General features: G+C 36.1%; 18 protein-coding genes. All 18 read left to right on the top strand.

Annotated elements, in window-relative coordinates; translation table 11 throughout:
* Positions 1 to 6: 6 nt before the first annotated feature.
* The 18 genes from FEE95_RS22280 to FEE95_RS00870 all read left to right on the top strand — a co-directional run bounded on the left by FEE95_RS22280 (position 7) and on the right by FEE95_RS00870 (position 26122).
* The gene (locus FEE95_RS22280) at positions 7 to 4197 is read left to right on the top strand and encodes an OmpA family protein (protein WP_463605650.1); all 4191 of its coding nucleotides are present in this window, start codon (positions 7 to 9) and stop codon (positions 4195 to 4197) included.
* 298 nt (positions 4198 to 4495) lie between these two features.
* Positions 4496 to 5545, top strand: a complete 1050-nt coding sequence (locus FEE95_RS00950) for a toll/interleukin-1 receptor domain-containing protein (RefSeq protein WP_138655956.1) — start codon at positions 4496 to 4498, stop codon at positions 5543 to 5545.
* 85 nt (positions 5546 to 5630) lie between these two features.
* Positions 5631 to 6641 (top strand): hypothetical protein, encoded by a 1011-nt coding sequence (locus FEE95_RS00945; RefSeq protein ID WP_138655955.1) that lies wholly within the window; start codon positions 5631 to 5633, stop codon positions 6639 to 6641.
* Between the two features lie 44 nt (positions 6642 to 6685).
* Positions 6686 to 7096 carry a hypothetical protein gene (locus FEE95_RS00940; protein ID WP_138655954.1) on the top strand — a complete coding sequence of 137 codons (411 nt, stop codon included), beginning with the start codon at positions 6686 to 6688 and terminating at the stop codon, positions 7094 to 7096.
* A gap of 727 nt (positions 7097 to 7823) precedes the next feature.
* Positions 7824 to 8519: a LuxR C-terminal-related transcriptional regulator gene (locus FEE95_RS00935; RefSeq protein WP_212748411.1), complete on the top strand. Its 696-nt coding sequence runs from the start codon at positions 7824 to 7826 to the stop codon at positions 8517 to 8519.
* Between the two features lie 187 nt (positions 8520 to 8706).
* Positions 8707 to 9285: a Pvc16 family protein gene (locus FEE95_RS00930; RefSeq protein WP_138655953.1), complete on the top strand. Its 579-nt coding sequence runs from the start codon at positions 8707 to 8709 to the stop codon at positions 9283 to 9285.
* 75 nt (positions 9286 to 9360) lie between these two features.
* Entirely contained in the window at positions 9361 to 10602 is a 1242-nt protein-coding gene (locus FEE95_RS00925) for a hypothetical protein (RefSeq protein ID WP_138655952.1), read from the top strand.
* Between the two features lie 20 nt (positions 10603 to 10622).
* Positions 10623 to 12596, top strand: coding sequence for a phage tail sheath family protein (locus FEE95_RS00920; RefSeq protein ID WP_138655951.1), 1974 nt, complete (start codon positions 10623 to 10625; stop codon positions 12594 to 12596).
* 43 nt (positions 12597 to 12639) lie between these two features.
* Complete coding sequence (locus FEE95_RS00915) at positions 12640 to 13071, top strand: phage tail protein (RefSeq protein ID WP_138655950.1); 432 nt, start codon at positions 12640 to 12642, stop codon at positions 13069 to 13071.
* Positions 13072 to 13095: 24 nt separating this feature from the next.
* A complete protein-coding gene (locus FEE95_RS00910) occupies positions 13096 to 13557 on the top strand; it encodes a phage tail protein (RefSeq protein ID WP_138655949.1) in 462 nt (153 codons plus the stop codon).
* A gap of 1 nt (position 13558) precedes the next feature.
* Positions 13559 to 13744, top strand: a complete 186-nt coding sequence (locus FEE95_RS00905) for a DUF5908 family protein (protein ID WP_138655948.1) — start codon at positions 13559 to 13561, stop codon at positions 13742 to 13744.
* Positions 13744 to 14436, top strand: coding sequence for a CIS tube protein (locus FEE95_RS00900; RefSeq protein ID WP_138655947.1), 693 nt, complete (start codon positions 13744 to 13746; stop codon positions 14434 to 14436). The genes FEE95_RS00905 and FEE95_RS00900 overlap by 1 nt, the downstream gene beginning before the upstream one ends.
* Positions 14433 to 16178, top strand: coding sequence for a type VI secretion system tip protein VgrG (gene vgrG, locus FEE95_RS00895; protein ID WP_138655946.1), 1746 nt, complete (start codon positions 14433 to 14435; stop codon positions 16176 to 16178). Before FEE95_RS00900 ends, vgrG begins: the two co-directional genes overlap by 4 nt.
* Positions 16179 to 16184: 6 nt before the next feature.
* Positions 16185 to 16472, top strand: coding sequence for a PAAR domain-containing protein (locus FEE95_RS00890; protein ID WP_138655945.1), 288 nt, complete (start codon positions 16185 to 16187; stop codon positions 16470 to 16472).
* A gap of 10 nt (positions 16473 to 16482) precedes the next feature.
* Complete coding sequence (locus FEE95_RS00885) at positions 16483 to 16926, top strand: GPW/gp25 family protein (protein WP_138655944.1); 444 nt, start codon at positions 16483 to 16485, stop codon at positions 16924 to 16926.
* Between the two features lies 1 nt (position 16927).
* The gene (locus tag FEE95_RS00880; RefSeq protein ID WP_138655943.1) at positions 16928 to 20671 is read left to right on the top strand and encodes a hypothetical protein; all 3744 of its coding nucleotides are present in this window, start codon (positions 16928 to 16930) and stop codon (positions 20669 to 20671) included.
* The gene (locus FEE95_RS00875) at positions 20664 to 23654 is read left to right on the top strand and encodes a hypothetical protein (RefSeq protein ID WP_138655942.1); all 2991 of its coding nucleotides are present in this window, start codon (positions 20664 to 20666) and stop codon (positions 23652 to 23654) included. Before FEE95_RS00880 ends, FEE95_RS00875 begins: the two co-directional genes overlap by 8 nt.
* 11 nt (positions 23655 to 23665) lie before the next feature.
* Complete coding sequence (locus FEE95_RS00870; protein WP_138655941.1) at positions 23666 to 26122, top strand: hypothetical protein; 2457 nt, start codon at positions 23666 to 23668, stop codon at positions 26120 to 26122.
* Positions 26123 to 26204: the final 82 nt, after the last annotated feature.

Raw genomic sequence — 26204 nt, 5'->3', positions numbered from 1 at the left:
AATTACATGCCACTATCCTTATTTTTTGATGAATTAAGGAAAAATGATTTTGTGGTTTCTCCTGAACAAATTTCTAATACCCATCTCATAATTAAGAATGTTTCAAAACGAGTTAATGAGGAATTAGAGTTATGTGATTATTTATCCCCAATTTTTGCTAATTCTCATGAAGAACAAATTCAATTTAAGCAGATTTTTGAAAAGTCCTTTAGATTTTCGGATAGTATAGGAACGACTAAAGAGCTATTGATATTGAAATGGATGCGGTCGATGCCTAAATGGCTCGGATGGGTCTTAGGGCTTATTTTGATTTTAGTTTTATCCCTCATTGTAGTCAGTCAGAATAAATGCTATTCCTGGTTAGGTTGCAGTGCTCCTATAGTGCAGATGGACGCAAAAGTATTTAATACAGATTCAAGAATAACTAGTAAGAACTTAGAACTTAGTTTTCAATTACAACAAAATTCTTCAAAGAATTTAACCCTTTCAATAGCGACAAATTGGGGAGATGGTTCACCAATTGATTCTACGTCATCCCATACCTATACTGAAGGAAATATTTATGACTTATCTGTGGATGTTGGCATGTTTAATAAGTGGGGAGTAAAATATGCGGATACAATCATCAAAAAGAGAATAGAAGTCTGTATCCCCGCTAAAATAGTATTGTCGGAATTACAGGGAAGAAATTCTATTCCAATAGGAAAAGAGTTTAAACTAATTGCTAGAGTAGATGGGGAAGAGCCAAAACAAGTAAAGTGGTATGGCGAAAACGAAGAAGAAATTTATAGTAAAAAGTCTAATGAGTTGGTGTATGTCCTGAACGAAGAAGGTGACCGAACTTTTTATTTTAAATCATTTTTTGGCGATGAAAATTCAGAATGCAATCTGCAAAATGCCTTTACGATTAATGCGTATCGAAATACTGAGAAACCTACAGCATTATTTGAAATGTCGGCTGATGCAGCATCCATTCCAAAAAAGAAAACCTATCAAAGTTGGTTTTATTTTTTAGCTCTTGCTGTCTTTTCAACTTCTTTTTTTGTTATCCATTTTTATCGAGAGCGGGAAGAAGAGAAGAGGGCCAAACATATTAATGATAAGCGATTTGATGAATTAGTCAACTCTTTCTCACTTGCAAATAAAGGTACTATAGATATTCCTTTCCATAAAAAGAATTTCTTACCCGTGGTAGAGAACAAGATTCGTGATGTGGCTAAAAGTATGAGGAAAAGGATAAATGATAATATAGTCTTTCTTGATATTAAAAAAACAGTTCATAGTGCAGTCCATAATTTTGGTTTTTTCAAACCTATATATGGTTCAAGAACACAACAAAGCGAATTTTTGGTATTAATTAATCAAAAAGAGGCTAATTCTCAACAAACAGAATTATTTGAATTTTTAATAGAACTTTTACAAAAACAAGGTGTTTACATTGATAAATATTACTTTAAAGAGTCACCTTTATATTGCTGTCAAGAAGCAAAAAAAATATCATTAGAACATCTAAACTCCAAATATCCAGAGCATATCCTCTTAATTTATGGTGATGCACATCAATTAATTTATCCAGATTATCCGGTTATTAAAAAAGACTTACTTAGAACTATTAATAAGTGGGAACATAGAGCAATTATATCCCCTATTTCATTTAATGATTGGGGCTTTAAAGAGAAGGAGGTTTTGTTAAAAGAATTACCGGTATTTCCATTAGATATTGAAGGTCAATTGCTGGTTATGAATAACCTTTTTATTGAAAACCTTAATATTTTAACCATACTGAGTCAATTCAAAAGCGGTTTTTATGAACATGTAATGGTAAATTTCGAAGATCTAGAGAATCTTCTTAAATACTGTGAAAAGGAATCATGGGCTAATATTAACAATGAAAACCGCTTTTCAAATGTTCTTTTTCAATGGATAGCTGCTCTAGCTGTCTACCCTAAAATAAATTGGAACCTTACCTTATCAATAGGAAAGAGAATAATGGATGAGTATGACCTTGCGAAAAAATTAAATTTCACATCATTATTAAAATTATCAAGAATCTCATGGTTAGAAAAAGGAGAGTTTCCTGATTTTATGCGTTTGAGCTTATTGAAACATTTAACTGTTGAAAATGAAGTTTTGGCAAGAGAAACTATTCTGGAGCTTTTGGATGAAATAGGGGAGGCTGAGTTGAATGAAACCCATTATGCTTTTGAAGAGAAGGAGACGCAACGAATTATTAGTCAATTTACTTTATATGCTTATGATTCCAATAAATATAACCATTATAAAGATGTAGAAAGTTTATTTGGAACTCTAAGAGAGAATAGCCAAATGACGGATATGGTAGCTAGAGCGTATTTGGAGAACCCGAATTTGAATTGGAAAACTCCGATAAATCACGATGATACTAGTTTAACTGGAATTAAAAATATAAGCCTGCAGAGTTATTTTAAAGAGGATTCTGTTAAAAAAAGGAGAAGTTTTAAAGATTATTTTTGGACAACTTTATTTTCGGCGTTTTTGATGTGTTCGATGCTTTTTGCAGGTGCGGTATTTCTTGGAAATTCATTTCTTAATGTAACAAATATGGAAAGTGAATGGGAGGCATTAATTTGGCAAGAAAACCCCAAAATGAAAGAAGTTGAAATACATTTGGAGCAAAACGTTGATTCTATTACAAGAAAATTGAGTCTTCAAATTGATAAAGAAGTTGAGGTTCTAAGGCCTATAGGAAAAGTTTTAGGTGATTCTTCCAGGATAGAAAACAAAAGCACGTTTACAATACCGGTATACACTGATGACAAGGAGAAATCTATCAAACTATTTTGGAATGATATTGTTATTATGGATTCAAGTATTGTTATTAATTGTAATTCTTATGATATTACTTTAAACAAAGCACTACCTAAACCAATACAAAAGATTGATTCTGATGATGACGGAATAGTGGATATAGAAGATGATTGTAAGAATGAGAAGGGTCCATTAGAAAACTATGGATGTCCATGGCCAGATCAGGACAAAGATGGAACTCCAGATAAAGACGATAAATGTGTCGACGTTCCTGGTACTATTGATAATGGGGGTTGTCCGCAATCAAACTTTATTTTACTTAACGACTTTAAAATTGGATTCTATTTTTATGAAGAGCAAAGATATTTGGCTGAAGAGTTTATGGATTATATGGAAGGAACTGACTTCAAGGGACAAATACAATTATATCCAAAGGACGATGACTTTTTTAAAGCATATAATTATCCATCAGGTTTTGAGATTCGGTATGAAGTAAAAACAGAATTTGAGGTTTCAAAAGAGCTTAAAAAGTTGTTGGAAGGTTATAACAGTTCAAAATACAAGTTTACAAGATATACTGTTGGAACAAACACACCAGGCTTCATATCTGTTTTCATACCTTACTATACTGAAAATGGAGATTTTGATAAGGATGGAGTTTTAGACAAAAACGATAAATGTCCAAAAATAAGAGGTCCAGTATCAAACGGTGGTTGTCCTTATAGTGCCGATGATTGGGATGGAGATGGAATTCCGAATGATGAGGACAGATGTCCGGAAGAAAGAGGAACTAAAATTAACAATGGATGCTTTAAACCTATTTCTATTGTTCAATCAGAAGATGATTCACTTAAGGTGACCAAAGTTCGTGGTTTTGATGATGACCTCGATGGAGTTGTTAATAACGATGATGATTGCCCTAATGAAGCAGGTCCGTCAGAAAATAATGGGTGTCCATGGCCTGATAAAGATGGTGACAGCGTATTAGATAAAGATGATAAGTGTCCTGATGTTGCTGGTACTCTTGCTAACAATGGTTGCCCAACAGTAACTGTTGAAGTTCTAAAGCAATTGAACGATTATGCCAAGACTATCTTGTTTGATACTGGTAAATCGTCTATCAAAGCTGAATCTACTGGTGTAATGGTTGATATTATCAAAATCTTAGGTGAGTACTCAACTGCTAGATTCTCAGTAGAAGGTCACACAGATAGTCAAGGAAATTCAAAAGAAAATTATGTGCTTTCCGAAAAACGAGCTAACGCAGTTCGTGATTACCTAATTGACCAAGGTATCGATGAAAATCGATTGATAGCCGTTGGTCATGGAGATTCTGAACCTATTGCTACTAATAATACCCGAGCCGGTCGAAAGAAAAATAGAAGAATTGAGATAAACTTGATCAAGTAACTGGTTTTATTCCTTTAATCTCGACTGCTTTGTGCTATACTCATAGAAAGTACTTTTGTGTAAATGGTGTTAAACACTGTATAAATGGTTGTACTCGACTGAAATATTATCTATAATTTTAAATGTTCGATTAAGAGACTGGTTTAGAGTTGGCCTTTAAGCAAAGAATTAAAATGCCTGCTTTATTAGAGTAAGAGAACTGACTCTGTTTCGTATTCTATCAAAAAGACGACATCTCGTCGGTTAGACTATATCCTTCCCCCCCCAAAAATTGTGAATTTGCCAAAGGCGCTGTAGTATGCAGAAAAGTGATATAAAACCTTCCGTATATATTTCTTACGCTTGGAATCCTGAAAGCGAAGCTATTGCCGAATTCATTGAAGTGGAATTCAAGAAAAGAGGTGTAGAGGTAATTCGCGATAAAAATGACTTGAAGTATAAAGGACGGATTAAACGTTTCATGGACAAGATTGGAAGGGGTAAATATGTAATCCTTGTTATTAGTAAAAAGTATTTAAGGTCTGAGAACTGCATGTTCGAGCTCTTACAAATATTTAAAAACCAAAATTTTTACGAACGAATTTTCCCAGTAGTGCTTGATGAAGTAAAAATTGCAAGGGCTGCCGATCGATTGGATCTCTTAAAATACTGGGAAAATGAGACGGTTAATCTTGATAAAAAGATTAGAGAACTCAAAGAATTAGCAAATATTCAAGGAGTAGCTGAGGATTTAAATCTATATACTGAAATAAGAAACAATATTTCAGGGTTGACGAACATCTTGAAGGACATAAATACCTTGAATGTTGATTTACACATTAATTCAGATTTCCAACAGCTATGTGATCTCGTTCAGAGCAAGATCAAGTCTGATTTCAAAGGAAAAAGAACTTCACCGATTAAAAAAGGAATTATAGCTTTTACTTTAATTTTCCTGTTACTCTTTATGTTTCAGGGCATTCGGAAGAGTGATTTTTTAAACAAGAGTAAGAAACTAAGAGACAGTACGGCTATTGCGAAAGTTAGATATGATTCCATACAAAATCTAAGAAAAAAGGATTCTTTATATACACTGAAAAAAAAGCAAAATAAAAAAATAGAGAAAGAGGCGACAGTTCCTTATATAGCCTATGACGTAAAGTTAATAGTACCTTCAAATATGTCTAAGGCTGAAGTTTTCGTTGACAATAAGCCAGCCGAAATCATTGAGCGGAACCTGATTTTCATAAAAATTCGTTTGCACAAAAAAAACGGTATGCATCGCTTTACAATTAAGAATGGCGATAGAAACTGTTTTACTGACCATAGAATTACCAAAAATAATATGCGGTTGACCCTATGTGATTAAAAGTATTGTTCCCCACTACAGATATTTATTCTTTTTGAACTATGAGCTTCAGAAACTCTAGTAAATAGTAAAAGTGATTAAGACCATGAAAAAAAAACTAAAAATAGGAGTCATATTAATATTTGCTGCACTACCTGGGTTAATACATCCCATAGTCGAATTGAATTCTACAAACGATTCTATAGTGTATGTCTGGGACTTTAGTGTCAGCGACGATTCAATTAGAAAAATAGGCAATCAGCTCACAAATGATTTTGAGACGGAATTAATCAATTCTGGATTATATACTGTACTTGAGCGGAGAAGATACAATCGAGTAATGGCGCATAAAAATATGGAAACGGAGATGGCGGAGATTCGAAGTCTACCTTTGGCTTCTCTTGATAGTCTCAGGGCATTTCAAGCCGAAGTTGTAATTTTTGGTGAAGTAAAAGATGATATTGATAGCGGTGAATACGAAGTTATCGTGACATTTCAAAGCTTAGGTGAAGTCATTCTTAGAAAAGGAAGTATTTTGATAAAAAGAGGTCTCATTCGTGATAATCTTACGCGAAAGAATGCCATGAAGAAGTTGCTCGATCGATTGCATGCCCATGAACTTCTCGCGGCCAAGAAGGAGCAATACGATCAAGTTTCAAGAGTTTTAGCGACGTATATGGTTCGTGTTAAAGATGTTCAAAAAGAATTTCAAGATATGGCGAACTTTGCTTTTGATAATCAAAACTACTTCAATGCATTAGCCGAGAAGATTGAAGACTATAACGAAGTTTTTGATGATGTTCACAATAATGGGGCAACATATCACATGAACTTTTCCAAACATTGGAATAAACCTAGAAGTCAAGAGTTAGAGGCTATTTTGAGCGGAATTTTAAATGACATTCATAAAACCAATATTCTAAAGCTTGACAAAGTGAGAATTGCTATTGGAGAGTATGGCCGCAGTACTTATAGTAATAGTGAAAAGAAAAAAATGAGGGAAGAAATACTTAAAGACATTAAGATAATAACCAATGATCTTGATACACAAATTGACATAATGGATTTAAAAATAAATACATTTCAGTCTCAGTTAAAAATTGAAATGAGTGGATAAAGATTTTGTGTAAGATGAATTAGCAACTTTAAAACCCCAATCCTATGAAAACAAAAAACTATAAAACCCTACTGATAATTTGCTGTACAATCTTGATAGTTGGATGTAGTTCAGACCCTGGTGGTGGCACTACATTTATTCCTGGATTTAACGCAACTTGGCAGGTTGAAGGCGACAGTGATTACAAGATTGACTTACAGCCAAATGACGATAATAAAAATGTTCATATGGGAGTATTTGATGGTGATGAAATTCACAATAGTAAATCCGAATTGAACAATCCGTTGTCTGGAAGTTTTAAAGGACTCGAAATTGAGTTTACTATCAATCGGGAAGACCCTGGTCCTGATGTTCAATATAAAGGAACAATGACTCCAGTTAGTGAAACTGATCATACGATCGTGCGCATTGAATTGAGCTCATCGGAAGGCGACTTGGTTTTGGTCTCCTTGTAATTTGCGAAAAACGTCGAATTATGCCTTTTGGTTACTTTTGAAGTCAAGTAGGAGGGAATACCTCTCGTTTTCCCACCTTACCTTGTTGTAAACAAAACACCCCCCCCCGGTTAGGTGATGCGTATCTTGACTTTTATTAAAAATACTCTGGCAAGATTGGTCTTTTATTAGTTCCCAATCTGTGGTGTATTTTTGAGTGAAGTGGAGCCGGAGGTACTAGAACCTAACATCTAATTCATCCATATGTAGGGGATTTGAGAGGATTGGCTTTTTGTGCTCACCGAATGGGTGATTTTAAATAGAAGCAGTAAACGAAAATTCAACACGGCAGAAACATTAATAGTATCAAAAATCCCCCCCCCTAAGTGTTAAGATAATGATAGATAGTCATTACCTTTTTTTATTCATACCCCCTAACATAAATAGAATATCAATTATTTTAAATTAAGGACTCCATTTTTAAAAACGTGTGAACATTTCGATAATTCATTGATGCCATGGATTTTCAAGGAAATAGTTTTTTGATTTCAAATTTCAAAAAGTTATTACAAATACCACGAAATGGAATTACTTATAACGCAGAAGTATATTGTTATAAGAATAATAAGGAGAAGTATTACATTTATTGTTTAAAAATGACTGTCTATGTAATAAACAATACCAACTACACAATTCTTAATAATCAAAAATGTAATATTCAATAAATTGAAGGAAATTGCCCACCCTAATGAACCTTACAGAAATCGAGAATGGTCTAAACCCATTTGGCTTTAATAAAAATAACCTTACTTCTAAAGTCTTCGAAGTCTTAGAGACATGTGAGCGCTCCAAAAATTTAATGATAGGTATTTATTTGATTGAACAGGGCCACTTTTTGTATGCAAACCAAAATCTTAAAAAAATGTTGGGTGAAGATTCTTCAAGATTATTGAAAGAAGGATGGACTTTCTGGCTCTCTCTTCTTGATTCGGATGAAAACCTACGGATAGAGGCCCGAATCCTGAATTTTTTGTCATTTGCTACGGTATGCAGTCCACTTTCACTGAGATATCATATTACAGATATTAAGAAGAAGCGTATTTCTATAAAGCATGAAATGATTGTACACAGGTTGAACAGGCTTACCTTGGCCGTAAACTATTTTTCCGATGTTACGGACAAGGAGCGTATTGAAGGTTGCTTCTCCGTTCCTGATAATAATAATCGAAACAGATATTCAAAAAGCTGGCACACTGCCATTTCCTCGCGGGAAAAAGAAGTGCTACATCTCGTTGCTGATGGTTTTTCTTCAAAACAAATTGCGAATATGTTGTTTATTAGTAATCATACGGCCATATCACATCGCAAGAATCTTATTGAAAAGTTTGGTGTAAAAAATACGGCTCAATTGATTAAAAAGGCTTCCAAGGTTATGGAATTGTGATTTACAAATTTATAGTTTGTACGGTTTTAAATTACCTGGAACTAAAATCCCCATTTTTAGGGATTGTTTAAGTACTGATTTCTTTTCATCTTAGTACTACTATTTATAGGGCTTTTCGTCAGGTCTTTAATAGTAATTCCCTCAAAACATAGTTTCCCTCATCCAACAATTAAGCATTCATTATAACATGATCAATAAAGCCTTGTCTTTCATTGAGGATCAAACTAACCTGTATTTACAAGGTATAGATCCGACTGAAACCGAGAAACAAGCTATCCTCGGTAATATTGCGAAAATCGCAGATGATGGAGATGACGCAGGGGTTGTTATTACACTAGTAAATATAGAAGAAGATCGTATTTCTAAGAATCCTGATGGCATCTATAGGGTAGGTGGGCAAGTAAAGAAGGGCAACCCCAAAATACTAGTCAATTTATATCTGCTGTTCTCCGTACACCTCAAAAATTATGCTACTTCTTTAACTATGATTTCTAATGTCATACAGTGCTTTCAGAGCAACAATTATTTCCCCCGATCAGAATTTCCATCACTCGATGAAAATATAGAACGCTTAAAATTGGAATTATATACGATGAATTTTGAACAAGTAAATCATCTATGGAGCACTTTAGGAGGAAAATACCTGCCATCTGTACTTTATAAATTACAAATGATACCCATTGCCGATCAAGACAATCAAACAGAGTCTGGATTGATTACAGAAATTGAAACAAATAAAAGTGTTATTGAGGCAGTCGCTCCATAAAACTGGTTGGATTTGAAATGTAACAGTTGATCTAGAAAATGCTTGGAGCTAAAATAAGCCAATAGAAATTTATAAATGAAATATACCACTCTCTTTACTATAGAAATAGAACATGATTATTATTCAATAAGCAAACCAGACGTATTTCGTATTGTACCAACTGAGGCCACTGAAATTGTGCTACGAAATGCGGGTCTTGTAACTAAATTTTATAACAATAAACTTTATGCACTCGTAAAGCATATACAAGATACACGTCCTCTTCTTGATCTGGCCAATAATATTAAGCTTCAGTTTTTCTTGGAGGTTGTAAATTCTAATTTCGCTCAGATTACCAATTGCAAAGTAGCTGATCCTTACAATAACAAATTATATTTCAGTAATGCAAACTCTATTATAGATGGAGGAGAAAAGTCTGTGGAAGACGAGCTTTATCTACATGAAAGATTGCCTGAGTTCGATAACGCAAATACTTATCTGTATAATGACCTTGTAAGAAGTGGTTCAAATACCGCCTATGAATGCTTAAAAAAAATCAATGCAACTACGGGAAATCTAAATAACAACACTCAATTTAGGAATTTAGGCAAGATAAGTTATGCAAACCCGAACTCCGCTCTGACTTTTACAAACCTATCGCGCGATGTGTCATTGACTACCCCAAACTCTGCAATTGACATTAAATACTTCGCCTATGATACAAGTAGTCTGCTATTTGATAAGGAAATAAAAAGTACAATAATAGGTCCTCTTGAAAACCCCAATAACATTGATTTCTCAGGCGTACAAATAAAGTTTAGTGATGATAACCATCAACCTTTTACAGAAGGTATTTATCGAGTGACTATAAATACTCAAGAAGAATTTTTCTATTTCAGGCCGACAAATGATTGGCAACCCTATCTAGGGTTAATAAACATTCATAATGACGACTTCGTTACTCGTGACGAATACCGTTTTCTTCAACCAGATGGTAGTTTTTATATGCTTCCGGCTAATCCTACGGAAGTTGATATAAGAGCGTATAAGATTCGGTTTGCGCCAGCTCAACACTTATTAAAATATAAGTGTAGAACCAACAATGTGGTTGATATAAGCGACGAGGATGGTGTAATTCAGTTCGAACGTCTAGTGGGCACAACTACTTTTCAAAGTACGTTACCGGTACGATTGAAAGAAGAAGCTATAGATACCATTTCTGTAAACCTAGCAAGTTCGGGTACATTGACGAAAACAAAACTTCCGGGGCGCAATACCCTGTCGCTTTCAGAAGATGAAAACAGCTATATCATTAGCGAAACTTATTTGAATTTATAAAAACAATTAAATCAGAAATTATGGCAACAGTTCTAAAAACACCAGGCGTATACATCGAAGAAATACCAAAGCTACCACCTTCTATTGCCCAGGTTGAAACAGCGATACCAGCCTTCATAGGGTATACTGAAAAAGCAAAAAAGAAGATTGATGATGATTTGGTAATGGAGCCTTTGAGATTATCATCTTTGAAAGAGTATCAAACCTATTTTGGATATTCAGAAAAGGAAACAAGTATCGGTGTACAAGTTTTAAATGCTGATTTACCAAATGAAGAAGTTATTGTTACACAACCTTCGAACCCTTCCCCCTTTAAAATGTACTACAACATGCAAATGTATTTTGCTAATGGGGGCGGACCTTGTTTTATTGTATCGGTTGGGACCTATGCTTCTGCCAGAACAAATAATTCGGTAGCCCCGGTAATTCTTAATGAGCAGGCTGGATTCATGGGCTTAAATGATGGGCTTAATGCGATTGCCCTTAAAGATGAACCTACGCTTTTAGTTTTCCCTGATGCCAGCGCACTGACTGATGATGCGGAGTTTTATGGTCTTTACAACAGTGCTTTGACGCAATGTAACAAGTTACAAGATCGCTTTACGTTATTAGATACCTACTCGGACAAAGAATATAATAACGGTGTTGCTGATGTCGATCCTGTTGAAGAAATCAGATCTAATATTTCTCCTGAAAAAGATATGTTGAAATACGGTGCTACCTATTACCCTTATTTAGAAACGACATTAGATTATGCCTATAGCGAAGGTGAAACCGAAGTTAATGGCTTAAATATTAGTTTATCGGCAACCGCCCAAAAAGTGGTTGACGGCATTGATTTACTAGAATTGGAAACATTATTAACAGCGATAGTTGACACTAAATTAGAGATTGAAGCGGCAAGTGAGAGTGATGCTTTACTTTCTAAGAATACCATAATTAATCAAGTCAACGCTCTTATCGGTTATCTCGAATCGAACAAGAATAGTATCAACAATTTAATTGAAGAGGCAACAGAATCGGAAGAGCCCACACTCGTTGAACCAGCAGCTACTAGTTTGGTAGCAAACATGACAACTTGGATGGATGCAAATTTGGAACAAATAATTGCCGACTTATATGGTAAACTATATAAACTAAATCAGGATGATACGAAAGCAAAGCTAGTAGGTACTTTGACGACTAATGCAACAAATATATATGGAGTTTTAGGTATCAATGAAGGTACCATTACTGATTCTACAATACACGATTCGCTAGAGGCACAAAAAACCACAGCGACCAATGAGCTTTTCGATTTGAAAGCTGCTATTGATGCTTTGGGCATAACTACACTACCTAAATTGTCCGATATAAAGGCAACAAACAATGCACTCTACAATCAAATTAAATCAGAAATAAGTAGGTTAAACGTAACCCTAACTCCAAGTTCAACAATCGCAGGTATCTATGCCAGGGTTGATGGTAGTAGAGGGGTTTGGAAGGCTCCCGCAAACGTCGGGTTTAATTATGTAGTAAAGCCATCCGTTTTCGTCAGTCATGAAGATCAAATGGGTTTGAATGTTGATACTCTTGCGGGAAAATCAATAAATGCCATACGAAGTTTTACGGGAAGGGGTACCGTTGTTTGGGGGGCAAGAACATTGGCTGGTAACGACAACGAATGGCGTTATGTTAGTGTTAGGAGGTTTTTCAATATGGTAGAACAAAGTTGTAAAAATGCTACAGAACCTTTTGTTTTTGAACCTAATGATGCCAATACATGGTTAAAAGTACAGACAATGATCGAGAATTACCTGACCAACCTTTGGAGAGAAGGTGCGTTGCAGGGCGAAAAACCCGAACATGCTTTTTACGTCGCGGTTGGTTTGGGAAAAACCATGTCGGCACTAGATATTTTAGAAGGTCGAATGATAGTAGAAATAGGCATGGCCGTTGTGCGACCTGCTGAATTCATTATTCTAGAGTTCTCCCATAAACTAGCAGAATCGTAGTTCGAAAAATCATATTGATTAATCATAAATAAAAGAAATAATTATGGAAACATATCCTTTACCAAAGTTCCATTTCCTGGTTGAATGGGGTGGAAGCAAGTACGGCTTTAGCGAAGTTACAGGTCTTGATTTTCAAGTTGAACCCATTGAATTTAGACATGGCAATAGTCGAGAGTTTCATAAAATCAAAATGCCAGGGATGCAGAAATATAGTAACCTCACTTTAAAGAGAGGCACTTTTGCAGATAATTTTGATTTTTATAACTGGGTCAATACCGTTAGTATGACAAAAGTGGAACGACGAGATTTGACTATAAGTTTATTAAATGAAGAAGGCAATCCCTTAATGTCATGGAAAATTAAAAATGCTTTTCCCATAAAATGGCAGCCGAGTGATATGAAGTCTGATGGAAATGAAGTCGCTATTGAGACACTTGAAATTGCTCATGAAGGTATGACAGTGGCCGGTAAGTAGGATATTTAGATACGATTCTTGGTTATGGAAGATGCACTTAGTTCCGGAGGGTATTATCCCCCGGTTGGCTTTTATTTTAAGGTTGACTTCATCAATATTGGCAATGACAATGATACCCGTTTTCAAAGTGTTGGCGGACTCAATATGGAACTCGATGTCGAGAATATAAAAGAAGGAGGACAAAATCTGTTCGAGCATAAAATTCCTGGTAGAAGCAAGTTTTCTGATCTCTCTTTAAAGAGAGGACTACTCCTTGATTCAGAGGTTATAAAATGGGTAAAAAACGCTTTGTATAATCGAGAGTTTGTGCCAGTAAATATGAACATACATTTACTGAATAACGAGCATAACCCATTACTTACTTGGAAGGTTTTTAAGGCGTGGCCGCGAAAATGGAACGTAAGCGATTTAAATGCTACAGAAAATTCAATTATGGTAGAAACCCTAGAAATAGCATACAATTATTTTAAAGTGGAAAAAGGATAATATGGCATTGCATATCAAAAATTTGAAGGTGAGTATTTCTGTAAATCAAGCTCGCTCGGAAGGTGGGGAAGGAAGTAGCACTCCCGTATCAGAGCAGGATGCAAGTAAAAAAATAGATTCCGAAAAAGTAGCTAAGGACGTGGTTGAGCAGATAATTCAGATAATGAATAACAAAAACGAAAGATAATGGCTCTCGGAAAAATCGAAAAGCTTAAGATTATTGCATTTAAAAATGCGGACTATTCAGATGCTCCTTCAGAGCAAGAAACATTTACCGCTATGCTTAATCCCGAGACTTACAGTTTAGATTATAAAGTTGAATATCAGGACGGGCAGGGGCAGGGTACCAGTAGTTCGCAGCAAAGATTTTCTGTAAAAAAACCTGAGGAATTTGCTTTTGAACTTCTCTTAGACAGTTCTGGAATAATTGATGAAAACCCCAGAGAATCTATCGAGGACGACATTACCGAATTGAGGGATCTTTTGTTAAAATATGAAGGTGAAATTCATGAACCTAAGCACTTTCAGGTATTATGGGGAAGCCTTTTGTTCAAAGGTCGGTGCACTGGACTAAATATCACAATTAAATTATTCAATCCTGATGGTAAGCCTATTCGTGCTCTTTGCAAAGTTACTTTTAGCGGTAGCGTGGAAGATAACTTGAGAACAGCGGAAGAGCGAAATGAATCTCCCGATATGACCCACTATCGTTTGATCAAATCTGGGGATACACTTCCAATGCTCTGCTACAAAATCTATGGAAGTTCCAACTATTATTTACAAGTAGCAAAAGTTAACAAACTTTCATCATTTAGGAATATTTCTCCAGGAGATGAAATTTTATTTCCTCCCATCAAGAAAAATACCCCAGTAGCATGAGTGAGGTAAATACCATACCAAGCACTTTACCTAAGTCGGTTTCGACCTTCACTATACTTCTGGACGGGAATAAAATCTCAGACCAATTTAAGGTATTGAGCATCGTTGTTCAAAAAGAAATCAATTCCGTAACTAAAGCTACAATCTTATTCCAAGACGGTTCGGCTGCAGAACAAGGTTTTAAGACAAGTGATACTGAAGAGCTCATACCAGGAAAACCTATAGAGGTTCTCGCAGGATATCAAAATGATGAAGAATCGATTTTTAAAGGTATTACCGTTAAGCACAGTATCAAAGTGAGAAAAAGTGTTTCGGTTCTTATTATTGAATGCCGGCATGAAGCCATTAAAATGACTACTAAATTAAAGAACAACTATTTCCATGAAATGAAGGATGATGAAATTGTGGATCAATTATGTAGGGATCATGGCTTAAGTTTAGAGAGCGATACATCAGAAATAACCCATAAAGAACTGGTGCAATTTAATTGTACCGATTGGGATTTCATAGCTTGTAGAGCAGAGGAAAATGGTTTTTGGATTGTTACTCAAGAAGGGACAAAAATAAACTTCAAAGCCCCAGATTTTTCACAAGAACCCGTGCTTACCCTTGCCTATGGTGCTACAATCAAGGAGCTTGATGCAGAAATCGATGCAAGATGTCAGTACGAAAAATTAAAGTCGATCAGTTGGAATCCTGCCGACCAAGAAACTTTTAAAAGCGAGGCACAAGATCCAGGAGTTCCTGCCGCTGGAAACATAGCTGCGTCCGATTTGGCAGGAGTAACCGCCAATACAGAATTAGAATTGCGACATACCTCCCTGTCAGAAGCAGAACTCCAAATTTGGGCCAACAGTATTTTAAAGAAACAACGTCTGGCAAAAATACGAGGTACATTAAAGATAGATGGTACACACATTCCTTTACCAGGACAGCTGATAGCACTTGAGGATGTCGGAGAGCGTTTTGAAGGTAAAGTGATGGTCTCAGGAGTAAGGCATCAGATAGAGAAGGGAAATTGGGAAACATATATCCAATTCGGGGAACCACTCGAGCGTTTCGCTGAAAAATTCAAAATTGAACAACCTATGGCATCAGCATTAGTACCTGCTGTTCAAGGATTACAAATAGGGGTGGTAACCAGTTTGGAAGACCCCGAAGGAGAAGAGAGAATTCAAGTACGCCTTCCGATGGTGCATGATAGCGATGAAGGTGCTTGGATGCGACTCTGCACGCTCGATGCTGGAAAAGAAAGGGGATGGGTATTTCGGCCAGAACAAGATGATGAAGTGATTGCCGGTTTCCTGAATGCAGACCCACGTTTTGGTGTGATTTTGGGGAAAGTACATAGTAGCAAAAACAATTCGCCCTTTTCCGCAGCCAATGACAACCCTGAAAAGGGGTACCAATCCAAAGAAAAATTAAAATTAGTATTTGATGATGAAAAGAAATCCATTTTGTTGGAAACCCCTGGAGGACATTCCTTACTAATGAATGATGATGACGCTAGCATTACCCTCGAGGATAGCAATGGTAACAAATTTATAATGAACGACAGCGGAATTCAAATTGAAAGCTCGAAAGAGATTAAAATAAAAGCTTCAAATAATCTTAAAATTGATGCCTCCAAAAATGTGGAGATAAAGGGAAGTTCAAAAACCAAGGTTGAAGGAGGTACTGGGGCCGAGTTTTCCTCAGGAGGGTTAACTAAAGTAAAAGGAACTACACTAGAATTGAATTAAAAAACTATGGGAGCACCGGCAGCTAGAGTTAATGATTTTCACATATGTCCAATGGTAACGAGTACCGTACCGCATGTAGGAGGGCCCATTTCTATGGGGGCTACTACGGTAAAAATAGGAGGATTTCCTGCGGCAAGAGTGGGAGACATGTGTACCTGTTCCGGGCCTCCAGATTCCATTTTAATGGGGTCTTCAACAGTAAAGATTGAAGGAAAATACGCCGCTCGCTTAGGAGATTCAACAGCTCATGGGGGAACCATTGCTGTTGGCGCGTTTAATGTACTCATAGGATAAATATTTACGAATGGCTAAGGCAAAAGATTTTATAGGTGTAGGTTGGAGTTTTCCACCTGCTTTCAATCAAGAAACGGGTCAGGTTGAAACTACTGAGCTATACGATGATATTCAGAAAAGCTTGGAAATTTTATTGACTACAAGACCAGGTGAACGCGTCATGCAGCCCAAATATGGCTGTCATATGGAACCTCTGTTATTTGAATCTTTAGATACGGGTGCCAAAACGATGATTAAAGAACGAATAAAAACCGCCATACTATACTTTGAACCTCGCATAGAAACTAAAAAGATCATTTTAGATGACTCTCGACAAAACGAAGGTTTACTATTGATTTCAATCGAGTACATCGTTAGTGCCACAAATAGCAGGTTCAATTTTGTATTTCCTTTTTATAGTGAAGAGGCAACTGAGATAAACACTTTAACCACAAACCACCCATTGGCCATTTAAAATGAGTGATTGTTCAGAAAATAAAACCCCATTGATTAGAACTGGTACAAGCCAGACACAACGAGTATTGCCTAAATTCAGTCCTAAATCAGTAGAAATTATTGATAAAACCACTGAAGATTGGATGGTTTGGGGTGGAAGATTTTCAGAACACATTCAGTATACCGATTTAAATAATGCCTCCGTGGGCACTATGAAGCCATTCTTCAAAAACAATATTAGTGCACAATTGGCCTTGGTCGCGAGCTACAAACCAGATGATTTATCCAAATACATTAGAGAAAAACTCATCTATATTGAAACCAATACTGCTGGTCTTAAAGAGGCCTATACTGAACTTTTTAATATTGTTTTTTCCTATTTTCTTGTAATTGATCGGTTGTTTCTAACTACAAAGTCAGATTCTGAGTACAATACTATTTTACTGCGTCATGTTCTGGCAAAAATTAAACCTTTGGAGTCCCGAACTTTTGCCTATTATAAAGCTTCCATAGAAGGAACGGCTTTACAGCGCTTGATTATTCCAAGTGAGAAGGTTGATTTGGATATTTTCTATGAACCAATTATTGGTCATGAAAATTTCGTCGCGACTGGATTGTCAAGCTTGGATGAAAACCGCTTCGTTCCACCGGAAGATTTTATTTTTTACTACAATGAAGCTTTGGCAGATTCTTCTATTTTTGGAGGTTTGACAGGTTTTAGAAAGCGAATTAAGTATGTAACACAGCATAATTTTTTTACTAGCATTCTTGACGAGATTACCGCTTCTACAAACTATATCACCAGACTTTCGCAGAAGTACATTACTAAATACTTAACCAATTGGTCCAAACACCGCCCTAATTATACACTTTACCTAAGTTGGTTACAATTACTTGATGGCACTAAAAATCATCTGAATGAACTTACAGGTCGGCACCTTGATTTTTACTACAAAGATGTACTACGATTAAAACCCTTGTCACAGGAACCTGACAACGCTTTTTTGGTATTGGAATTGAATAAAATAACTCCATCTTATGCAATAAAAGAAGATACGCTCTTTATGGGGCCAAAAGACAAAACTGGAAATACCATTACATATAAAAGTATTCGCGAAACGGTTCTCAATCAAGCAAAAATTAAACACCTCTCCTCATTGTATTGTGCAGACGCAAATGACAATACAACCTTACAACCAGGGAATGATAGAAGATTATTTGCTGCACCTATTGCAAATAGTGCGGATGGACTTGGTGAAGAAATTGCTGAAGATGTAATCGCTTGGCATCCTTTTCATATCAAAGAATACAAAAATGGTGAAATAAGTTCAATAAATATGCCCAAAGCTGAAGTAGGCTTTGCTGTTGCATCACATTATTTAAGATTAAAGGAAGGATATAGGACAATTACTTTAGAACTGATAACATCAGGGCTTTTTGATATAGATGTTTTCAGTTATGACGCGTACATAACAACAGAAAAAGGCTGGCTGAAAATAGAGTTACCTGTTTTAGAATTAAACAAAAGTAGTATTGGTTTAGTTTCTCAATTGACTTTTAGTTTAACTATTGAAGGCGACAAAGAAGCCGTAACTGGATATAATAGAGATGTGCATCAAGGAAATTTTAATACCACTGAACCCGTACTAAAAATCGTTTTAGCACATAAGGATTCTGAAGACTTCATATATGACAAATTAAGCAATGCAGGTGTCGCCAGAATCGATTTATCGGTTGGGGTAGGACAGATTACCTCCTACAACGAAGACGGAATAAAAAATTTGGAACTGTATAATGATACAAGTCCGTTGGACCCTTCCAAACCGTTTCATCCTTGGGGGCCCGAACCCACAGTCGGAAGTTCCTTTATTATTGGCAGTGATGAAATTTTCTATAAAAAAGGAGCAAATATTCAATTAAACTTTAAGTGGAAAGACTATCCTTTGAATAGTTCAGGAGGTATAAATTCTGGCGCAATTGATTTTGATGGTTATGGCGCAGTTACCTATAATTCTACCAATAGTGTGGCAGGACCAAATACTCCCAACGTTAAAATTTCGAAACTCAGTAAGAATAAATGGGAGGTTTTGGAACTTTATGATGATGAAAACGTATTCACTTCGCCTTCTGGTAGTAGCGCAATTGAACGCGTAATTCTAGGCGTTGATTTGTCTGAGGATAGCGAGGAGGAAATTTTTCTATCTAAAAATGAAGCATGGGAAGAGTATGGAGCAAATTCAAGTAAAGGATTTATCAAAGTATCCCTAAAAAATGATTTTGGACATCGCGATTATTATAGTGCACTTTTAAATTATTCAAAAGTTGAGGGCTTACTCTCAGCACCTGTATATCCTTATCAACCAACGCTAGAATCGTTTAGTATTAGTTACACAGCAAATTGTTCAATTTCGGTATATGATAACTTCGAAGATGGCCCAGGAAAATTCTTTCATATAGGCCCCTTTGGCGATAATGCGCAACATAGATCTTTACAAGGCTATTTTCCACCAAAATTAGTGAACAAGTTAATATATAAAACCCCTATAAATTATAAATCTCAAGGAAGTCTTTTCATAGGTCTAGAGAATTTGTTTCCGGGTGACACCCAGTCCATTTTATTTCAACTACAAGAAGGCAGTGAGGATCCCCTGCTTGAAAAACCAGAGGAGCATCTAATTTGGGAATACTTAAAAGCTAATGACGTTTGGGAAGAATTCGACGATGATGGAGTTGGAGATAATACAAGTGGCTTGATAGAGTCAGGGCTAATTAATTTTGTAATTCCTAAGGATGCAAGTCTAGTGCATGCCTCTTTTGAGAGTAATCTGATATGGATTCGTTGTTCTGTAAAAGAAGCACCAGATGCTGTAGCTAAGATTATAGGAGTTCATCCCAATGCCATTCAAGTGCAACGAGTTCTTCCGGAAACGATTACCTACGATACAATGATATCTCAGGCGGGTGAGATTAAGAAACTCCGTGACCCTGATGCAAGAATTAAAAAAATTAACCAACCGTTCTCAAGCTTTGGCGGTAGACCACAAGACGAGGAATTTTACCAAAGAGCATCGGAACGTTTACGGCATAAAGGGCGTCCAATAAACATTTGGGATGTTGAGCGTCAAATTTTGGAATCCTTCCCTATGAATAGGGTAAAGTGTTTAAATCATACTAAAATTGAAGGTTCGATAAGTGAAGGAAATTTGATATATAATGAAGTGGCCCCCGGTCATGTATCAGTAATCACAATTCCTGATTTGGCCAATAGAAATGACACTGACCCTTTAAGACCTTATACCAAGAAAAGCACCTTAAACAAAATTAAAAAATTTCTTGAGGCCAGGACTTCATGCCATGTGAAGATTCATACGGCACAGCCTGATTTTGAAGAGGTCAAGGTAAAATGTTCAATTACCTTGCAAGAAGAATTTACAGATATAAATTATTATAAAGAAGTCATTCAAAATGACATTATGAATTTCTTAAGCCCTTGGGCTTTCACTTCAAATAAAGAGCTCAATTTCGGGGGTAGAATTCATCAATCCGTTTTAATCGATTTTATTGAGGAATTACCTTATGTAGATTTTCTCATTGATTTTGAACTGAGGCATTTAACTTCTTCAGGTGATGATATTAAGGTAGATGAAGTTATTGCTTCCACTGCTCGATCCATTCTAGTTTCAGTACCAGCCAATAAACACGATTTAACGGTATTGCTGAATACACCTGAGGTAATTACTGATATAGATTGTAAAGATGACTGAACACATTACGATATTAAAACGACCTGATTTTAGGGAGAGTGAAGATTATATCGCTCTCCGAAAAAAAGGAATTGAACTTATTGAAAAGTTAGGCAGTACCTATTGGACGGATTATAATATTCACGATCCGGGAATTACCCTATTGGAATTATTGTGTTTTGCTCAAACAGAAGTCGGATTTAAATTAGGTTTCTCTATTGAAGATTTATTGGCCTTCAGAACCGATCAGGATGTGAAATGGAATGATCAATGTTTTTATACGGCACGTGAAATATTAACTATAAATCCTTTTACCAATAATGACTGGCGCAAGGTAATTATAGATCGACCAGGTATAGCCAATGCCTGGATGCAATGCACTCCTTGCCCTTGCCATCCACCGTTTTTTGGGGATTGCCGAGATAGCGTTTTGACCTATGAAGAAACAGAGCATCCAATACACATCAAAGGATTTTGGGATACGTTACTAGAACTCGAAGTGGATTCGCAATACGGAGATTTAAATAGCGGAAAAGTATTTCATTCGTTTTCTTTTGACCTTGGAAAGCATAGAGCCGTTGCCGAAATTAGATTCAGTCCATGGCACAAAGCAAAACTAAATACCCAATTGTTAAAGCTGTTGCGAGCGGATGAGATATCAACTTTTATACTCGAAATAAACCATTTTCATATTGATACAGCAGATTCGGTTTTTTATAAAGCTTTACGCAGTCCACTTCGCATAGATGTTTCCTATAAAATTAGCACACCAAGCGGTACAAAACAAGTCGATTTATTGGAATTACCAGTTAAAATCTGGTTTAAATCAAGCGCTGGAAGAAATGAAATTGACGAAAGCGATGTTGAAACAATTTTTAAAGATGTTACACTTACAGGACCTTTTAGTCAATATCTTTTTCAGTTGAAAAGAGCAGATGAAGCAGTTTTAGAAGCTACGAACGCACTTCATATCCACAGAAACCTAGCCGAAGATTATTGTAATATTACTACAGTGCCCATAGTTGATGTCGGGCTTTGTGCGGATATAGAAATGGCTGCTGATGCAGACATAGAGGCTGTATTGGGAGAAGCATATTATCTGATAACGGAATATTTGAATCCTGTTGTAAAGTTTTACACGCTAAGTGAACTACTTGCAGATGGTAAATACACTGAAGAGATTTTTCTAGGACCAAAACTAGACCATGGTTTCATACTTGAAGAAGAACTGGAAAATTCTGATTTAAGAACAACTATTTACACCTCGGACATCATCAATATTTTAATGGATATAGAAGGAATTGTCGCGGTAAAGAATATAGCTATTACGCGCTATGATGACGCCGGTAATTTAGTTGAATCTCAACTTTGGGAACTTCATATTCAACCAGGTCATCAACCTCGTTTATATATACATGCCTCCAAGGTATTGGTGTTCAAGGATGATTTGCCCTTTCTACCCCATCAAGATGAACTACATGATACCCTGCAGATGTGGAAAGGGGTTCGACAGCAAAATAAGGTTATTCAGACCAACAATGATTTAGAAGTTCCTTTTGGAAATTATATTGATAACAATGGTCATTATCCATTGCAGTATGATTTGCCAGAAACCTATGGAGTAGGGCCTCATGGTTTGAAAGAACCATCTTCAAATGAACGAAAGGCCCAAGCCAAACAGTTGAAGGCCTACCTATTGGTATTTGAGCATTTACTATCAGTGTTTCTTAGGCAATTAGAACGTTTTAAGGACATCTTATCCATTAATCCCACGATTTCCAAAAGTTATTTCGCAGACTTATTTAAAGAAGAAGAACTCAAAGGGGTATCAGAATTGTACATCGATGTTAACGATGATACGTTTCACAATCTTTTGGAGGATAGGAGTCAATTTCTAGAAAGGAGGAATGGATTTTTGGACCACCTTTTAGCTCGTTTCGGAGAGTCCTTTAGTGATTATGCCCTTATGTTGTATCAAGCATATGGGGTTGAGGAAAAAGCAGAGGAAGAGCTCGTTTTCGATAAGATTAATTTCTTGGAGAAATTTCCGTCGATTTCGTCCAATAGGGCCAAGGCATTTAATTACAAAGATGAAACTAAAGTATGCCATCCCGAAAATACGACAGGTCTAAGCGAAAGAATAAAAGTTATACTCGGTCTAAATGGTGCAAACTCATTTATTCAATATGAAGTAAGAAATAATAGTTCGGGTAAATGGGAGGGTAACTGGCAATTGAAAAATGACCAAGAAGAAAAACTCTTATTCGGAATCGAATTAACTGATATTGATCAGGAATATGATTTGAGAAATCAATTAAAAGAAAAAGTACAGGATGCTATTGCTCAACTTCATTTAAAAACACATTTAAATACTGTTCCAAAAGGCGGTAAGTTCGTGGTAGAGCTAGAAAACAGTACTGGAGATGTTATTGCAAATGCTTCTGAGGAATTTCTTCTTGAAGTTGAAGCAGATGCTCATAAAAATAGTATAGAAAGCTTTATGGATAAAGTTGTTCTGAGCGAAAAGATTTTTGTGGTGGAACATATATTATTACGCCCAAGAAATACATCCCTAGCCATTCCACCTGACGGAGACCCATTCCTTCCTATTTGTATTGATAGTGATTGCCGATTGTGCGGAGAAGAAGACCCTTATTCATTTCGCATTACGGTAGTTTTAAATGGGGAGCAAGGCGTAGCTAATGGAGGTATTCCTTTTAGACGGTTTGCTGAAAAAACGATTCGCTTGGAAACCCCAGCGCATCTAGGTGTAAAAATTTGCTGGGTCTCAGAAGAACAATTGGTAGCATTTGAAATTAAATATTGCGCTTGGCTATCTGAATTGGCAAAACCAGAACCCAACCCAGGAGATTTGCATAATAGACTTGTAGAACTAATTGACATATTCAAAAACCTGAAAAGTGTTTACCCACAGGCTACCCTGCACGATTGTGAAGATGGCGACGATGAAAATAGGGTCAGACTAAATAGCACTATCATTTAAAATATAATCTTATGGCACAACGTATTGAACAAGATCGGTATCCAAAATTTGTAGCAGATCAAGTGCTTACAGAACGTAGTCTCAATCAAATGTTTGGTTATTTGGAGGAACAACAGCGACTAACCCGAACTACTTTAATCGGCATTGGTATCTTATGTGGCATGAAAGTAAGTTTAAACAGCGATGGTACCGAATTGACGATATCGCACGGTGTCGGAGTAACTTCAAAAGGATATCTGGTGCCTTTTCCTGAAACTACCTATTCTTTTTATGATGACACATTCTCTCCTGAACAGGAGATATTCTATGATCCGTTTTTAGATGATGATAACAAACAAAAATTCGATTTACACCTGCTTCACAATAATGATGCGGCCGAAGTTCAAATCTCTCTTACTCCTGATTTTTTAAAGGATATGGTGGTGGTGATTTTTGTTGAGCTTTTAAAGGTTGACAACAAGAACTGTGACCCCGATTCATGCGATGATAAAGGTTGCACGATTGAAGTGACCCACAGACCATTGTTGGTTCATAAAGATGATATTCATAATTTGATTTTTGGCGATGCTGAAAACCCTTTCTTAAACGAGCCCTCCTGTATCGAATGGCAAGAATTAAAAATGCCCAAGTACAATGTACCGTCAACAATACAATTTAGTTCGGCTACAATTCTTCAAAACTTCTTAAACATTTTATCAAAAGAATTTATAGATGAAATTGAAACTGTTCTAAGTTCGGCCTATACTTCATTCGGCTATTGTATTAGTGAAGAGTTTCCTTCTAACCCTTTCTCGGGTCTTGCCAGTTCCGTTTCCTTTCTATTTGGCGCGGGCGCGGGTATAAGTAAAGAGCAACTGAATCATGCACAATATTATTATGACTTTTTCTCAGATTTAATTCTTGCGTATGAAGAGTTAAGAGAACTATGTAATGCTTGTTTATCAATTTGCTGCCCCAATGAGGAATTATTTCCAAGGCATTTGATTTTAGGGTACGCAATTTCGTCAGAAGAAGAGTTTAGACATCATTGGATCAAATCGCCAGCTCTTTCATGCGGTTCATGTTCGGAAGAGCGGATAAAGTTTTTATTAAAAAAAATCGCCCTACTTATTCAAAAAAGAAATATTCCTAGAAATATTCCTATAACCCTAGGTCAAAGAGAATCCGTTAAGATTACGCCTAGTACCTATGGAAACATTCCTTTGTCAAATAAAGCCATTCCCTATTACTATGACATTGTAAATAGCCCAAACGAATTATATGTAAACTGGAACCATAAAAGGAAGCAGTTGAAAAAAGGTGAGACCAATTTGTCATATGATGTGGTGGATTATGGCTTAAGCTCCTATTACAAGACCCCACTTGATTATGATCTCGAACCCCATAATTTTCTTCGGATCGAGGGTCATATTGGTCTGAATTGGCAAGAAGCATTGGATCAAATCAATAAAGTTATAAACGAGAAGCGATTGCCTATTGAGGTGCTAGCTTTAAATGCAGATATTTTACGGTCAGCAAACAATGTTTTAGAAAATGAAAAAGGGCTAACTATTGATGAAGTCATTGAAAAGGAAAGTTTTGCTTATTATGCTTTAAACAACCCCGGAATTCAACATAAGGCAGGCGTAACCACCGGTGGAACCTTCATTCTTGTATATAACGATAAACCAGAAGTTCAAGGAAACGGTTCTGAATTTGCTATAGTAGCAGATAGTATGGAGGAATTCAAAATGATGGAAATTGAAAGAACTGACAATCCAAATATGTTGACTTTAATGGAAGCAATGAAGTTCAGAAGTTTTGAAGAAGAAAAACTAAAAGAGTTAGTTGATCAATTTGAGGCAGGTACCGTTATCGCAGATTTCTTCGTACCTTATATTAGTAAAGCTATTGTTCAATCTGTTCCTCCGCCAACACCACCTGAAATTACGTTTGCAAAATTACCCACATTAAATTTAAGATGGGGCAAGGATAGAAGACCTTATAGTAGCCTTATAAAAAATGAAGCAAATATTGACATAAACTCGACTCAACCCGAAGAAAAAAAGATTAATGGTACGGTAAATCTTATGCAAGTCAACCTGTTAGGAGAAAACGATGAGTGGTTAAATAGCAAACCTATCCTACACTTGTTTAAATATAAACCCAAAAAGAGAAATTCAGAGGTAACCAACAAGTCTGGCTTTAGAAAGGAAGCTCCAAATAGTCTTAGTTTTTATAAGCGTGTTAACGAGTTTAGCGTAGATCGTAAAAATATGATTCTTGATATCAAACAAGATCGATATTTTTCAGTTAAAGGCTTTAAAAATGAAATTCGTGCAATGGGTCTAAGATCAGCTTTTCACAATGTATATTTTTATCTAGCATTATCAGTTGAGGTAAATGGGGAAACCATTTTTGGTAAACCTTCGAAAATTTTTAAAATAACAATTAATGAAAACAATCATTTTAGTTTTCATATAAGTTAATAAAGTATAAGGGGGGCACCGACCCTCCTTATTTAGGGCCTCGCAAGAGGGCCGATCTCCGAAAGCAAGTGAGAAATTATGA

This window comes from Maribacter algarum (ex Zhang et al. 2020) (assembly GCF_005885635.1).
GTDB classification, from domain to species: domain Bacteria; phylum Bacteroidota; class Bacteroidia; order Flavobacteriales; family Flavobacteriaceae; genus Maribacter_C; species Maribacter_C algarum.
Note: the sequence above shows the minus strand (reverse complement) of the source record. Positions and strands in the feature narration are given on the sequence as shown.

Coding starts and splice junctions, on each gene's coding strand:
- FEE95_RS22280 (WP_463605650.1), top strand. CDS start 7: ATGCCACTATCCTTATTTTTTGATGAATTAAGGAAAAATGATTTTGTG.
- FEE95_RS00950 (WP_138655956.1), top strand. CDS start 4,496: ATGCAGAAAAGTGATATAAAACCTTCCGTATATATTTCTTACGCTTGG.
- FEE95_RS00945 (WP_138655955.1), top strand. CDS start 5,631: ATGAAAAAAAAACTAAAAATAGGAGTCATATTAATATTTGCTGCACTA.
- FEE95_RS00940 (WP_138655954.1), top strand. CDS start 6,686: ATGAAAACAAAAAACTATAAAACCCTACTGATAATTTGCTGTACAATC.
- FEE95_RS00935 (WP_212748411.1), top strand. CDS start 7,824: ATGAACCTTACAGAAATCGAGAATGGTCTAAACCCATTTGGCTTTAAT.
- FEE95_RS00930 (WP_138655953.1), top strand. CDS start 8,707: ATGATCAATAAAGCCTTGTCTTTCATTGAGGATCAAACTAACCTGTAT.
- FEE95_RS00925 (WP_138655952.1), top strand. CDS start 9,361: ATGAAATATACCACTCTCTTTACTATAGAAATAGAACATGATTATTAT.
- FEE95_RS00920 (WP_138655951.1), top strand. CDS start 10,623: ATGGCAACAGTTCTAAAAACACCAGGCGTATACATCGAAGAAATACCA.
- FEE95_RS00915 (WP_138655950.1), top strand. CDS start 12,640: ATGGAAACATATCCTTTACCAAAGTTCCATTTCCTGGTTGAATGGGGT.
- FEE95_RS00910 (WP_138655949.1), top strand. CDS start 13,096: ATGGAAGATGCACTTAGTTCCGGAGGGTATTATCCCCCGGTTGGCTTT.
- FEE95_RS00905 (WP_138655948.1), top strand. CDS start 13,559: ATGGCATTGCATATCAAAAATTTGAAGGTGAGTATTTCTGTAAATCAA.
- FEE95_RS00900 (WP_138655947.1), top strand. CDS start 13,744: ATGGCTCTCGGAAAAATCGAAAAGCTTAAGATTATTGCATTTAAAAAT.
- vgrG (WP_138655946.1), top strand. CDS start 14,433: ATGAGTGAGGTAAATACCATACCAAGCACTTTACCTAAGTCGGTTTCG.
- FEE95_RS00890 (WP_138655945.1), top strand. CDS start 16,185: ATGGGAGCACCGGCAGCTAGAGTTAATGATTTTCACATATGTCCAATG.
- FEE95_RS00885 (WP_138655944.1), top strand. CDS start 16,483: ATGGCTAAGGCAAAAGATTTTATAGGTGTAGGTTGGAGTTTTCCACCT.
- FEE95_RS00880 (WP_138655943.1), top strand. CDS start 16,928: ATGAGTGATTGTTCAGAAAATAAAACCCCATTGATTAGAACTGGTACA.
- FEE95_RS00875 (WP_138655942.1), top strand. CDS start 20,664: ATGACTGAACACATTACGATATTAAAACGACCTGATTTTAGGGAGAGT.
- FEE95_RS00870 (WP_138655941.1), top strand. CDS start 23,666: ATGGCACAACGTATTGAACAAGATCGGTATCCAAAATTTGTAGCAGAT.